Source organism: Lysinibacillus sp. FSL W8-0992, assembly GCF_038008685.1.
Taxonomy (GTDB): Bacteria; Bacillota; Bacilli; order Bacillales_A; family Planococcaceae; genus Lysinibacillus.
Window position 1 is genome coordinate 4,328,077 of the sequence record NZ_JBBOZQ010000001.1, and the last position, 13,587, is coordinate 4,341,663.

General features: G+C 36.6%; 13 protein-coding genes. 4 read left to right on the forward strand and 9 right to left on the reverse strand.

All coding sequences use genetic code 11. From position 1 onward, the window contains the following. The first annotated feature begins 4 nt into the window (after positions 1–4). Positions 5–502 (forward strand): PaaI family thioesterase, encoded by a 498-nt coding sequence (locus NSQ74_RS21605; protein WP_340826019.1) that lies wholly within the window; start codon positions 5–7, stop codon positions 500–502. On the opposite strand, the gene NSQ74_RS21610 is transcribed toward NSQ74_RS21605, so the two are convergent. Both NSQ74_RS21610 and NSQ74_RS21615 read right to left on the reverse strand, forming a co-directional pair. Next, positions 486–1,958, reverse strand: a complete 1,473-nt coding sequence (locus tag NSQ74_RS21610; RefSeq protein WP_340826021.1) for a UDP-N-acetylmuramoyl-L-alanyl-D-glutamate--2,6-diaminopimelate ligase — start codon at positions 1,956–1,958, stop codon at positions 486–488. The genes NSQ74_RS21605 and NSQ74_RS21610 overlap by 17 nt on opposite strands. Before the next feature lie 305 nt (positions 1,959–2,263). Then, complete coding sequence (locus NSQ74_RS21615) at positions 2,264–3,370, reverse strand: CAP domain-containing protein (protein WP_340826022.1); 1,107 nt, start codon at positions 3,368–3,370, stop codon at positions 2,264–2,266. Positions 3,371–3,517: 147 nt separating this feature from the next. On the opposite strand from NSQ74_RS21615, the gene NSQ74_RS21620 reads away from it, so the two are divergent. Further along, positions 3,518–3,919 (forward strand): YugN family protein, encoded by a 402-nt coding sequence (locus NSQ74_RS21620; protein ID WP_173477879.1) that lies wholly within the window; start codon positions 3,518–3,520, stop codon positions 3,917–3,919. Positions 3,920–4,116: 197 nt separating this feature from the next. Then, positions 4,117–5,190 carry a sporulation integral membrane protein YtvI gene (ytvI, locus tag NSQ74_RS21625; protein ID WP_340826023.1) on the forward strand — a complete coding sequence of 358 codons (1,074 nt, stop codon included), beginning with the start codon at positions 4,117–4,119 and terminating at the stop codon, positions 5,188–5,190. 17 nt (positions 5,191–5,207) lie between these two features. On the opposite strand, the gene NSQ74_RS21630 is transcribed toward ytvI, so the two are convergent. From NSQ74_RS21630 to cyoE, 7 genes are all read right to left on the reverse strand, one after another. Further along, entirely contained in the window at positions 5,208–5,669 is a 462-nt protein-coding gene (locus NSQ74_RS21630; protein WP_340826024.1) for a DUF420 domain-containing protein, read from the reverse strand. 35 nt (positions 5,670–5,704) lie between these two features. Continuing rightward, positions 5,705–6,634, reverse strand: coding sequence for a cytochrome c oxidase assembly factor CtaG (ctaG, locus tag NSQ74_RS21635; protein ID WP_340826025.1), 930 nt, complete (start codon positions 6,632–6,634; stop codon positions 5,705–5,707). Positions 6,635–6,960: 326 nt separating this feature from the next. Beyond that, entirely contained in the window at positions 6,961–7,305 is a 345-nt protein-coding gene (locus tag NSQ74_RS21640) for a cytochrome C oxidase subunit IV family protein (protein WP_340826026.1), read from the reverse strand. A gap of 1 nt (position 7,306) precedes the next feature. Next, positions 7,307–7,933: a cytochrome c oxidase subunit 3 gene (locus NSQ74_RS21645; protein ID WP_340826027.1), complete on the reverse strand. Its 627-nt coding sequence runs from the start codon at positions 7,931–7,933 to the stop codon at positions 7,307–7,309. Beyond that, positions 7,933–9,816 (reverse strand): cytochrome c oxidase subunit I, encoded by a 1,884-nt coding sequence (ctaD, locus tag NSQ74_RS21650; RefSeq protein WP_340826028.1) that lies wholly within the window; start codon positions 9,814–9,816, stop codon positions 7,933–7,935. Before ctaD ends, NSQ74_RS21645 begins: the two co-directional genes overlap by 1 nt. A 41-nt stretch (positions 9,817–9,857) precedes the next feature. Beyond that, entirely contained in the window at positions 9,858–10,946 is a 1,089-nt protein-coding gene (gene coxB / locus NSQ74_RS21655) for a cytochrome c oxidase subunit II (protein WP_340826030.1), read from the reverse strand. Positions 10,947–11,042: 96 nt separating this feature from the next. Continuing rightward, a complete protein-coding gene (gene cyoE / locus NSQ74_RS21660) occupies positions 11,043–11,960 on the reverse strand; it encodes a heme o synthase (protein WP_340826031.1) in 918 nt (305 codons plus the stop codon). A gap of 336 nt (positions 11,961–12,296) precedes the next feature. Here cyoE and NSQ74_RS21665 point away from each other — a divergent pair, with 336 nt between their 5' ends. After that, positions 12,297–13,220, forward strand: a complete 924-nt coding sequence (locus NSQ74_RS21665) for a COX15/CtaA family protein (protein ID WP_340826032.1) — start codon at positions 12,297–12,299, stop codon at positions 13,218–13,220. Positions 13,221–13,587 lie beyond the last annotated feature (367 nt).

Below are 13,587 nucleotides of genomic sequence, written 5' to 3' on the forward strand. Positions count from 1 at the left end.
AAAATTGGCAACATCAACTAAAGGACAAATTGAAGAATTACTCGCTACTATTTTACAACATAGTACAGCGGAGGATGAGGAAGTTTTACTACACTTGCTAAATGGTATTCACGGTAAACAACAAGGCATACATCGCCGTTATATCAATGCCGCTTTACATATGGTGGGCAACTTCGAGCCAGACAGTAGTGAGGTACGGATACCTATTACGCCCGTTATTCACAATACCATTAAAGTGCCACATGGAGGGATTATTGCAACAATTGCTGATGCCGCAATGGGCGGACTCGCATCGCGTTCTGTTCCAGCAGGCTTTAATGTTGTAACAACAAATATTAACGTCTCCTATATAGCAACCACGACCAATAAAGAATTAGTTGCACGAGGACGTTTTGTTCATAAGGGACGTCAAACACTTGTAATGGAATGTGACATTGAGGATGAAACTGGTCGTAAACTGGCAATTGCCACCGCTTCGTTCTTTGTTATTCAGCGTCGTTAGTCATAACAGAGGCAAAATAATCTTTAATACATTGTTGATCGGAAAAAGGGAATTTTTGATTTTTTATTTGTTGTGTTTGTTCATGCCCTTTTCCGGCAACAAGCACAATATCTCCTTTTTGCGCTTTTGCCAATGCCTGATGAATCGCAACTTTCCGGTCTAAAAAAATTTCATAATATTGCTGCTCTGAGAAACCAGCAATAATACTTTCATTAATTAATATAGGATCCTCATCACGAGGGTTATCAGTCGTTAAGAAAATAACATCTGCATACTTGCTTGCCACAGCACCCATGGCAAAACGTTTTGCCTTATCTCTATTGCCACCGCAGCTAAACACTAGGTAGATGGTCTTCTTACTATCAAAAGTTTGTAACACTGCCTGCAATGCCTCTGCCGTATGTGCATAATCTACATACACATCAATACCAAGTAGGTTTTCTATTCGCTCCAGTCTACCTTCTGGTAATTTAAGTCCCCACATATGCTCCACTAGTTCATCAATAGTGAAACCTAAACGCCACACAGCCATTAATGCAGCTACTGCATTTTGCACATGATACTTACCAACAAAAGGAATGGCAATAATGTGCTCACTCGTTGTCGTTTGCAAACATAGTACGGTTTTTCCAATAGTTTCACTCACAATTTGGATATGTAAATCATTGTGATTGTCAAAGCCGAATGAGCATGATTTTTTCTTGTCGTAAATACCAACGGAGCGGCAAAAATTATCGTCTCCATTTAACACAATTTTTTTTGATAAATCCGCTAACCTCTTTTTAGCACGTTTATACGCTTCTAGTCCCCCATGGTCTTCCAAATGATCCTCTGATAAATTTAAAAATACCCCACAATCAATATCGCAATGATCAAGTCTATGCTGTTGCAATCCCATTGAGGAAGCTTCTAAAACAACATGTGTAACACCTTGACGAACACATTGTTTTAAAATAGGATGCAGCTCTTTTGCTTGTAATGTTGTTAACTGCTCATATTCTGTTTGTTGTTTTTGCCCATTAACGAAGAAGCCTACTGTTCCAATAACTGCTACATTTTTATGTAAAGCTTTTAGTAATTGGCTTACAAAATGACTTACCGTTGTTTTTCCATTAGTTCCCGTTATGGCAATAACCGATAATGCTTCAGCCGGAAAAGCAGCTAGTTTTGCACTTGCATAAGATAAAAACAAAGCGGTATTCGGTACCCAAACGAAAGGAATATTCTGATCGCTGAATGGTATTGCAATACTTTCCTCGGATACTACAGCGGCAGCTCCTCTTGCCAGTGCTTCTTTTACAAAGCGACTGCCAGATGTCTTTTTTCCTTTTCGGACAATGAAAATATCTCCAGGTTTCACCGATTGTGCATAATCCTCTACACCGGTAATTATTGTACGAATGGATCCACCAGTTACACTACATGGCCAATCTTTCAATAGCTCAGCTAATTGCAATGTCTCATTCCTCCTTTCAGTTCTCTATCATATGACGGCTTTTGTAACGGTGTGACGAAAAATGCAGGAGCCTCCAAATGCCATTTAAGTAGGCTATTGTAAACGTCGAAAGTTGCAAGCCATTCACCAATACGAAAAATATTAGCCATTTGATTTTTCCTGTTTTAGACAAAAAAATATTGTCTTGAATTAATCAAGACAATCTTTTGAGACTGATTAAATTATAGAGTTACCTAAAATAATATAGGCTTCTTAATCGTAAATATCCTACTCGCAAAGTTCAGAATTGTTTGAGTGACTGGCACTTATTGAACTGCTTCTTCTGTATCCTCAACAGATTCCTCACTATCATCTTTTTGCTTCGATGGCTCCACGAAAATTTGAGTATAGTAATTTAAAAAGACACCTGATCCTACAGCAGAAAATTTATCGTTTAAAATTACTTTGCGATGTTCAGGTGAATTGAGCCAGCCATGCATTGCCTCAATCGCATCAAAGTATGCTGTCGCGAGGTTTTCATTCGCATCACTATAAGCAATTTCATGTGTGTCTAAACGTTTCTTTAAATCGCCATTTGTTGGTGATTCATGACCTGAAAAATTTTGCACTTTCATATCTTCACTGTGCAATTTTGCTACTTCTTCTAGTTTTGCATCAAGTTCCAATGGAGCTAAATCATGATGAACGCGCGTGACATTAATTAAATCATCAAGCTGTGCAGTACTTGCTTCATTAATATCTTGTTGTAAAAACGAGGATGGCGGCGTCGGACTAACAAGCTCACCTTGATAAATCATTTCATAAGGCTGATGTAGTACGAGCGTCTCACTATCCGTAAAGCGAACACCTTGTAGTGCACTCGTTTCTCTATCAATATAAAGCTGTGCAAATAGTCCATCAAATTTTATTAGTAGCCTAGTCTGCATATCTTCCTCACTCATAGAGAAAATGAAAATATTTTCCCCCACATTGGCAGCTACTTCATAATCTATAATCGTCATTCGGTAAATATCGTCCCGCTTCTGACCTATTTTAAAAGGTGTAGCATCTAGCTTATCACCCGCTATGTATACTTGTGTCACTATATCGTTTTGCACGCCAAGCATAAAAAATGTTGACACACTTGTTTTATAAACCCACCATTCGTAACCAAATGATGAAGGCTCTTTCCTTGCCGGTTCACCATATTGTTCTAAGACAACTTGAATTCCTTGGCCAATTAATGTCGACATACCACTTTGCGGACGTGTCATCGCTCCAACTTCTGGTTGCTCCAGCTCTGTTTTCGGAATAATATTTGAATTGGCATTTGGACCTTCAAGTGGCTCATTTTCTTTAGGCGTATTAAAGAACATAAAGCCGATAAACGCAATCGTTGCACAGGCAATTAAAATGCGAAATAAAGCTTTCATAAACGACTCCTTTCTTCCCCATTATTGTAAGTTATTATATCAATTGTAAACGTGTTGACACAATGTTGTCATTGCAACAATGTCGAATATGCTCTATTATAAAAATGAGCGTATACTATGTACGAAAAGCTAAAGGAGGATTATTAGATGTATTTTGAGAATACTAACCTTGAGAATTTAACAGCTGACCAAGAACTGATTGAAAACATTATGAAAAATAATGGTTTAGAATGTGATGGTGCTTGGGATTACGAACGCATGACTTTTGACCGTCGTTTCGATACTCGTGAAGGCCGTTACTACCTACGCGTATTCGCATATGCGCAATCTGGTGATGTTGGAGCACATGATGCTGTCTTAACATTAATGAAACCAGCTCTTGGTAAATACTACTATCCACATGGTGTTGAGTATGGTGACGATGAAGTTTTCCCAGCTCATCTTGTAAAAAAATGTGATGAAATCTTAAAAAAAGTAAGATTAGACTTAGAAGCATTCGTAGTTGAGTCTCCTTCTAACAAAAAAGCGTTGGAAACTGTTAACGCGTAATTAGCGCTTTAGCAACAACGTAAAGCCAATGTCTTTGCATAGTAATGACCAAAACAATGGTATTAATGCAACAACAAATTCATGTTTACAGAATTTATATGTATAATTATCAAGAAAAGACTGGTGGTCCAGTCTTTTTTATTTTGAGTAAAAAAATTATTTCTCCTCATACTAACGGTATCTTTCAAATGATGTAGGTGAGATACTTGATACAATTTTTTAAAAGACCCTTTTTTCGTCATCCTATAATTGTCATCGCCATAGGATTAATTATACTATGGTTTTTATCCTTATCTTTTCCTATCCTTCTTGCCTATGTAACCGCACTATTATTAGAGCCTCTTATTATTCGAATGAGCGAACGCTTTCGAAAAAAGCGTAAAATCATTGTCTCCATTTTTTTAGTTTTCTTTTTTTGCATAACATTACTACTATGTATTCTCTTAGGTTATATAAGCTGGAAACAGTTTTCGTCATTTATTATTCATATTCCAGATTATCTCAACCAATTATCAGCACTATGGATTCAAATTCAATCTAAGCTAGCTAATTATACGTATCATTTGCCACTTGATCTTGTGACACAAATTCAATTAATAATTGAACGAGGGTTATCCTCCATTGAAAAATTTGCACTTTCTTTAACAAATATTAATGATTGGTCGTCGTTACTTTCCCATTTACCATCACTTTTGTTTGATATTTTCGTTTATTGGATTGTGTTATACATGCTTCTTTTAGATTTACCATCGATTAACAAGAGACTAATGGCACCTATCCCTTTTCATTACCATCAAAAAATACTTTTTATCGGAGAGCGTGTTAAAGTTGCATTATTTGGCTTTATTAAAGCGCAATTACTTGTTGGAATTTGTATATTTGCCGTAGCCTTAATATCGTTTTTTTTATTAAAAACGCCTTTTCCGTTTATATTAGCACTTCTAATTGTACTATTAGATGTTATTCCCTTTTTAGACTCATTTATTTTACTGTTCCCGTGGGCAATTTACAAAGCATTTACTGGTGATTATGTCTTTGCTATTGCCTTAGTTGTGCTGACAGTCGTACTTTTCTTAATACGCCGTATGATTGAGCCTAAAATTATTGGTGATAAAATTGGTCTTTCTTCGCTCTCCACTTTTATCGCGATGTTTATCGGCTTTAAAGTATTTGGTTTTCTCGGTATTTTAATCGGCCCATTACTCGTTGTCGTTGCTCTTTCTTTATTTAATCAGTCTTCTATAAAAAATCTCCCACCTTCTCAAGAGTAAGGAGGGAGATTTTTGTGTTAAAATCCTAAAATCGCTTTAATAACAGATGTTGTTTCACCTGGCTCAAATAGTATATACAATAACATGTACACCATAACACCTGTTACTGCTACAAAGAACCAGATAATACTAGTGATTGGTCCAATTCGCTTATGAAGCTTAATGTTTGTTTTTAAACCTGATATAATACTAACTAGTCCAAATACGGCTCCAGCTGTTGCTAATGTAATGTGGAATATTAAAAAGAATGTATAGTAAGGTTTTAAATCCTCACCGCCACCAAAAGCTGTATTACCAATAAAGACCGTACGTGAAGCGTAGATGATAAAGAAGCAAAGTGCAGCAACACCAGCAGCTAACATAACCTTTTTATGTGCTTCTACTTTTCCCTTTATAATTAAGCCCCAACCAATTGCTACAAGTACAGCACTTATTACAATAAATGATGTACTAATAGTAGGCAAAATTTGCAATTCCATTCACAAAACTCCTTATACAAAATAAATTTCAATTATTACAGCTGATGTTGATGTTCTCTTTCCCATTTCTGTTGGTGTGCTTTTAATGCATCGGCAGTAATTTTATCAGGGTCCTTTTGCTCAGAACGGTACCATTTTGTAAAGATAGCGCCGATTAAAACACCAAAAATAATCTCTTGTAATATTTTCATAAGAACACCACCAAGTTGCTGATCCGCAACAGGCGTCATATCTGTAAATAACTCTGGTCCAGATAAAGACAAGCCCGATAATGTTGAGGCTGGTACACATAGCTCCATTGCTTTGAGCCAAGCTTCACCACTCGTATATGTTTCATACATAGCATTAGGCGCAAAAATGATTAAAGCACATGCAGGAGTAATTAAAACCGCATTGGCAATAATATACGCTAATTTATGCAAAGGTTTCATTTCAGCACTATCTGGTATTTTTTGAATTAGAGGCCAGTACATTAAAACAGCAGAAACAAATAATACAAATGTATAAGTACCGTGTAATGTTTCGTTTAATTTAATGTAGTCTAATACTGATGGTAAATGGTAGATAGAAAATAAACCTATAAAAACAAATATCGCAACCACTGGTAATGTTAACACTTTAAATAAAGGTTTGACAACAGGCGCTTCAATTGCAACTTTCCACACCCACCATGGAATACCCTTAATTAAGAAAATTGGCACAAGTAATAAAAGAATAGCCATTTGCACCATATGCATCGTAAACATAATATGGGCCATTAAATCAATCGGAGATCCTTTAATAATATAAATCGTAATCATTGCCAATACAAAATAAATTGCTTCACTTTTTTTCAATGGCTCACTTACTTTAAAATCTTTACGCCATTTCGTTGTCACTAAAAAGTAAATCGCTGTTATAAAAACGAGAACTCCTATTAAATACGGGCTCCATAAAGCTTGGAAACCAAATATACTAAGTGGCATACAATACGCGCTCCTTTAACTTTTTCCAGCATACATTCCTAACGCCTTAAGCGAGTGATGCACGCCAAAATGTTTTACTTATCTTAGAAACAAACATTTACAAAATAAAGTTACGCCTCTAGCGAATATCGTGTTTTTTTTAAAACGCTAGCACTATAAAAACGGGCACGATTAGACAGAGACAATAAAACTCAGTATCCCTATTATAAAACGCTTACAGCTATACTGCAATGAACGAACGGTGAACAATTTACCAGTACTACATTCTATTAGCAAAACAAAAAAAGCACGTCTCTGCGAAGAGCAGAGAACATGCCTTTTGGTGATTACCACCAAATAATTGTTAAAAATGCTAAGAAGAATGTAAATGCGATTAATACACCCATCCACATAAAGAATGCAATAACACCACCGAAGTGTGTTTTTTTATCTTCTAAGTGCATGAAAGCATAAAGTTGAAGAACAACTTGAACGCCAGCTAGCAATAGAACAAATGGTGCTATTAAGTATTTAGAAAAACCAGCTGCAACTACAGCGAACGCGATAAACGTAAAGAAAATCATGATCGCAAAGTTGATTACTTGTTTACGCATATGAACGGCATTATGATGACGATCATATTCGAATTGCGCTTGAGACTTAGCAACTACAGGTGTATCATGTGATGACATATTATCCGATCACTCCCATCAAGTATACTACTGTAAAGATAAATACCCAAACAACGTCGATAAAGTGCCAGTATAATGCAGCCACAAAGAATTTAGGCGCATTGTACAAGTTAAGTCCACGTTTAGCGTTACGGATAAGTAATGTTGTAATCCATACTAAACCTAAAGTTACGTGGAAACCGTGTGTACCTACTAGCGTATAGAACGAAGTTGCGAATGCAGATTGGTTAAAAGTGAAACCAAGGTGCACATAGTGTTGGAACTCATAAATTTCTAGGGCAAGGAAGCCAAGACCTAAAAGTAACGTGATTGCTAACCAAGTTTGCATACCTTTGTAATTAAAGTTACGCATATGGTAAATCGCATAAACAGAAGTCAGTGAAGACGTTAATAGTAACATCGTCATTGCAAATGCTAACGGTAATTCAAATAAACCTTGTGTTGTGAACTCCATGCCAGCTGGCCCTTTGTTCTTAAGTGCTAAGTAAGTTGCAAATAAACTTGCGAAAAGTACAACTTCACAGGCAAGGAAAATCCAGAAACCAACGACTTTATTTTTACCTTCCATCGTTGCTTGTTCAGGATGATCTGGCCAAGTATGAGGAGTAAATTTAGTATTGATATCCATTATTTATTTCCTCCTTTACCGTAAAGTTGTTCTTCAATTTCAATAATGTCTTCTTTGTGTAAGTGGAAGCCGTGATCGTCCTTAACAGAACGGAAAATCATAGCACCAAATGTAATAGCAAGACCAATAATTAATACATAAATTGACCATGGTTTATCTGCATCTGGATTATAAAGAGCACCGAATGCTGCAATAAACATACCTAAAGAAATAACGAATGGTATTGCAGAGTTGTTTGGCATATGAATATCACCTAATGGCTCAGCAAATGTAACATCTTTATTACCTTCTTGCTTTTCAATCCACCATGGATCTAGACCACGAACAAGTGGTGTTTGACGGAAGTTATAGAATGGAATTGGTTGTGGAATTGACCATTCTAAAGTACGTCCATCGCCCCATGGATCGCGACCTGCCGGTTTACCTTTGATAGACATTAAGCAGTTAATTACCATTAAGATAACCCCTACACCCATCATCAATGCACCGATTGTAGAAATATAGTTGAACTGATCCCAACCTTGACCTTCCATGTAAGTGAATACGCGACGTGGCATACCCATTAAACCTAAGAAGTGTTGTACGAAGAATGTTAAATGGAATCCGATAAAGAATACCCAGAAAGTCAATTTACCAAGCGCTTCGTTTAACATACGGTTGAAGAAAATTGGCCAGTAGAAGTGCGCTGAACCGAATAAAGCAGTTACGATACCACCTACGATTACGTAGTGGAAGTGAGCAACGATAAAGTAAGAATCGTGTAATTGGTAGTCAAGTGGAGCAGATGCTTGCATTACCCCAGTAACACCACCCGCAACGAATGACGGGATAAAACCAAGTGCATAAAGCATTGGTGTAGTAACTTTAATAGATCCGCCCCAAATAGTTAAGATCCAGTTGAATACTTTCATACCTGTTGGAACGGCAATTGCCATTGTTGCAACAGCGAAAATTGCGTTCGCAGTTGGTCCAAGACCAGTTGTGAACATGTGGTGAGCCCAAACCATGAAGCCTAGGAAACCAATTAAAATTGTTGCGAATACCATTGAAGAGTATCCGAATAGACGCTTACGAGAGAATGCTGGGATAATCTCCGAGAATAAACCGAAAGCAGGTAATACTAAAATATAAACTTCTGGGTGTCCGAAGATCCAGAATAAGTGTTCCCAAATTACTGTGTTACCACCCATTGTATGGTCAAAGAAGTTACCACCGAACATACGGTCAAATAACATCATTAATAAACCAATAGTTAATGGAGGGAATGCGAATAAGATTAATGCACTTGATACTAGAGCAGTCCAAGTGAATAATGGCATACGCATAAATGTCATACCAGGAGCACGCATAGTAATAATCGTTACGATAAAGTTAAGACCTGAAATTAACGTACCCGCCCCTGAAATTTGTAAACCAAGTACATAGAAGTCGATACCATGTCCTGGAGAATATAAAGATAATGATGCATAAGATGTCCAGCCCGCATCAGGTGCGCCACCCATAAAGAATGATAGGTGAAGGAATACAGCACCTAGGAAGAACAACCAGAACCCTAAAGAGTTAAGGAACGGGAATGCAACGTCACGTGCACCAATTTGTAATGGTACAAGCATGTTCATAAATGCGAATAGTAATGGAGTCGCGGCAAGGAATAACATTGTCGTTCCGTGCATCGTTAATAATTCATTGAAAAAACCAGCTGAAACGAAATCGTTATTTGGTTTCATTAACTGAATACGCATTAATAACGCTTCAAAACCAGCGATAGCGAAGAACAATGTACCGGCTAATAAATACATTACAGCTAACTTTTTATGGTCAACAGTTGTAATGTAATCCCAGACAGCTGCTCCAAAGCCCTTTTTCTGTGTATATGAGCTCACAACTTTTACCTCCCTCAAAGTTTGTTACATAAAACGAAAAATTATTTCTCTACTGATAAGCCCATGATGTAAGTTGCAAGAGCTTGAATTTCTTCTTCAGATAAATCGCCATAGATTGGTGCAGTACCATCTGGATTCATCATTAAGTTACCTGGTTTAAAATCACCTGGGTTTTTAATCCATGCTTGTACGTTTTCTTCAGTATGTTCTAAGAAACCTGCAACACGGTTACGGTCACCGAATGTAGTTAAGTTAGGACCTACTCCACCAGTACCACCTACGCCAGATACAGCGTGACAAGCTAAACAGCTGTTAGCAAATGTAGCTTCACCAAGATCAGTTGAATCTTTTGAAGCAGTTTGTCCTTCAGTTGCTTTCATGCTAGCTACCCAAGCATCGAATGCATCTGGGCTAACTGTTTTTACCTTAAAGTCCATTAGTGCGTGTGAAGGGCCACATAGCTCAGCACATTTACCATAGAATACGCCATCTTTAAGATCTGCTGATTCTTTATCGAATACTAAATAGAATTTGTTTAAGTTCTCTACGTTAGTATCCATTTTACCGCCAATCGCGGGAATCCAGAATGAGTGCTTAACATCAGCAGCTTTTAAGTTAAAGTAAACTTTTTGACCTGTTGGTACAACTAATTCTTGTGCTGTTACAATCCCTTGGTTTGGATATTCAAACTCCCACCAGTATAGTTTTGCAGTTACATTTACTGTTAGGGCAGTTTTATTACCTTCAGCATCTACTTCGTCCATTGCAGCAACATCTGCAAATTTATAAGTAGCAGTAACAACCGGTACAGCTAAGATTAATAATAAAATAATTGGAATAACTGTCCAAATTACTTCAAGTGTGTGACTACCTTCCACTTGCTTAGGAATAACGTTTTCGCCTACTTTTGATCGGCGGAATTTTAAGAATGCAAGTAAATAGATTACAGATACTATTACTACAACTAACGTCATAATTCCAGTAGCCAACATTAATAGGTTGAATTGTTCTTTACCTACTTGACCAGACGGTTTCAGTGCAGAAATATACTCTTCACCACAACCAGAAAGGAAAACCATCATCACTGCTAGAAGTGAAAAAAGACGCCACTTTTTAAGCCCTTTCATCATAGCTTAATTAAACCCCTCTTTCTTTGTTGTATTTTCATGTGTACCTAGGACATTGGTTCTATCTATATGAATTCTTGTGAAAGAAAGAATTCCAAATTAGCTGAATACCGCAAATATTATGATAGCCACAAATAGTATGGTCATATGATTCAATGAATAAATAAACATTTTATTTGCCCACTTCATATCGTCTTTTGTGGTAAAGCCCTTTAAAGCTAGTAATAACCAGCCTACGTTCAAAGTAGTCGCAAGCACTAAGAATCCAACTCCAAGCTCAGGTAAAAGGAACGGTAGCGGTAATAATAAAAGAATCCAGAAAAACATTGAGTACTTCGTTCGTTTAAAACCTTTTACAACTGGTAGCATTGGAATATTAGCTGCACGATATTCTTCAGTACGTTTCATAGCAAGCGCATAAAAATGCGGTGGCTGCCATACAAACATGATAAGAAATAGGGCAAGTGCTCCTGGGCCAAGTGCAGGTTCAACTGCTGCAAAACCAATTACAGGTGGAATCGCCCCAGAAATACTTCCAACAATCGTGTTACTAACATGCTTCCTCTTTGACCACATTGAATATAGAACAACATAAGCGAATATTCCAACTAGTCCCCACATGCCGGCCGCAAATGATGCCGTAAATAACAAAATTTCACCTACAATTAAAAATGAGAGGGCAATAGTCAATACAAAGTTCAGCTTAAATCTACCTGTCACTGTTGGTCTTGACTTTGTGCGTTTCATTATTGGGTCAATATCTCGATCAATGAAATTATTCATTGCACCAGAACCGCCAATAATTAATGCAGCACCAAGCATGATACAAACTATAACATCAAGCTCTTGCAAGAAATGTCTACCAGTAAATTGAAATGCTAGCCACATCCCTGTAAACGTTGTGACAAGATTCGAGTTAACGATTCCAATTTTTATCAGTGCTAAGAAATCTTTTACAACGGATGAAGTTCCTGGATCAGTATTTCTAGTAGCTGAAAACGTACGACCGTTTGACATGTTACCTCTCCTTTCATTTTTGTAAGCATATTCCGCTAACAATAACTATAGCGAAATTTGCGATTGATTTCTAGACGTTTAGTGAAATTTAGATGAAGTTGTAAAAATTAGCTTTGTCTAGAAATATAATTAAAAACAACATATCTATAGTAAATCATTTTCTAAAATGAATTGTGAAGGTTAAAGCACGAAATTATGAACAATTTGTGAAATGGAATCAACATCTAAAACTACCTACTCCTTACAAGTTGTTTTTTAAACGTATTTTAGATATCATCTAGTAGCAGAAACATTACTTTCATGTAATATTGATAGATAAAGTAGGTGACTCATTTTATGCAACACAACAGGTATATGAAGTGGTTTGCTGTTGCCGCTACAGTGGGAATGCTCCTTATTTTACTAGGCGGGGCACTCGTTACTAAAACAGATAGTGGTTTAGGCTGCGGTAGAAACTGGCCAGATTGTAATGGATCTCTTATCCCAAAAGAAATTACAACAGAAGTATTAATCGAATTCTCGCATCGTCTTGTAACAGGAGTCGTATCAATTTCAATTCTTGTCTTAACAATTTGGACATGGCGGAAACTTGGGCATATTCGTGAAGTAAAATTTTTAGGTTTTTTATCGATGTTCTTCTTAATCGCACAGGCACTAATTGGAGCAGCTCAAGTATTATGGGGACAAGGAGACTTCATTCTAGCACTTCACTTTGGAATCTCACTTATTTCTTTTGCTGCCGTTCTTATTCTTTCTATGATTGTATTTGAAGTTGATCGAAAGTTTGATGCAGATAACGTATTTATTGGGAAAAAACTACGTTGGCATACAATTGCTGTCACAATTTATTCTTATTTGGTCGTTTATACAGGGGCACTCGTTCGACATACAGATTCTAGTTTAGTATGCCCAGACTGGCCATTTTGCTACAACGAAACACCGTTTGCCTCACCAAACAATATGTACGAATGGGTACAAATGGGACATCGACTTGCAGCTATCATTATTTTCATTTGGATTACATACATAACTTGGCACGCTATAAAAGAATACAAACAACAACGTGTTATTTATTATGGCTGGATTACCGCTTTCATCATAGTTATATTACAAGTTTTAGCTGGTATGTCAGTAGTCCTTACTAGATTGAATTTAACAGTAGCTTTATTGCATTCATTGTTCATTTCACTTTTATTTGGTCTCCTTTGTTACATGATTATGCTTGTAGCACGTAGCAATTATAATGAAAAAAATAAATAATTTTAGAAAAGGATTCGGCTCTGTCGAGTCTTTTTTCATTTACCCCACTTACTCCTCATCCAAAATTAAATAACCCACATGCACGAACTTTGCTAAGAAACAGCTAATTTATATTACTTTTTTGATACGAAGGAAAAGACTAAATGTTTACTTCGATTATAAAATCTTCGATAAGAAATTGGACATAATACAACAACAGCATCAGCAAACAATAAACCGCTTATACCTTAAGTCAAAAAAAGTGAATTTCTACTATTATAATAGTGAAATATTTTTTACTATTAAAACTATTTTTATAGGGTTTTGTACTATATTATTTCTTGAGCACTTCCTACTATTCTTTTTTATAAGAAAAAAGGTTATTAGT

Bases quoted from the DNA above. Each gene is read 5' to 3' on its own strand.
- NSQ74_RS21615 (WP_340826022.1), bottom strand. From the start codon at position 3,370: ATGAAAGCTTTATTTCGCATTTTAATTGCCTGTGCAACGATTGCGTTT.
- NSQ74_RS21620 (WP_173477879.1), top strand. From the start codon at position 3,518: ATGTATTTTGAGAATACTAACCTTGAGAATTTAACAGCTGACCAAGAA.
- NSQ74_RS21630 (WP_340826024.1), bottom strand. From the start codon at position 5,669: ATGGAATTGCAAATTTTGCCTACTATTAGTACATCATTTATTGTAATA.
- ctaG (WP_340826025.1), bottom strand. From the start codon at position 6,634: ATGCCACTTAGTATATTTGGTTTCCAAGCTTTATGGAGCCCGTATTTA.
- NSQ74_RS21640 (WP_340826026.1), bottom strand. From the start codon at position 7,305: ATGTCATCACATGATACACCTGTAGTTGCTAAGTCTCAAGCGCAATTC.
- NSQ74_RS21645 (WP_340826027.1), bottom strand. From the start codon at position 7,933: ATGGATATCAATACTAAATTTACTCCTCATACTTGGCCAGATCATCCT.
- coxB (WP_340826030.1), bottom strand. From the start codon at position 10,946: ATGATGAAAGGGCTTAAAAAGTGGCGTCTTTTTTCACTTCTAGCAGTG.
- cyoE (WP_340826031.1), bottom strand. From the start codon at position 11,960: ATGTCAAACGGTCGTACGTTTTCAGCTACTAGAAATACTGATCCAGGA.
- NSQ74_RS21665 (WP_340826032.1), top strand. From the start codon at position 12,297: ATGCAACACAACAGGTATATGAAGTGGTTTGCTGTTGCCGCTACAGTG.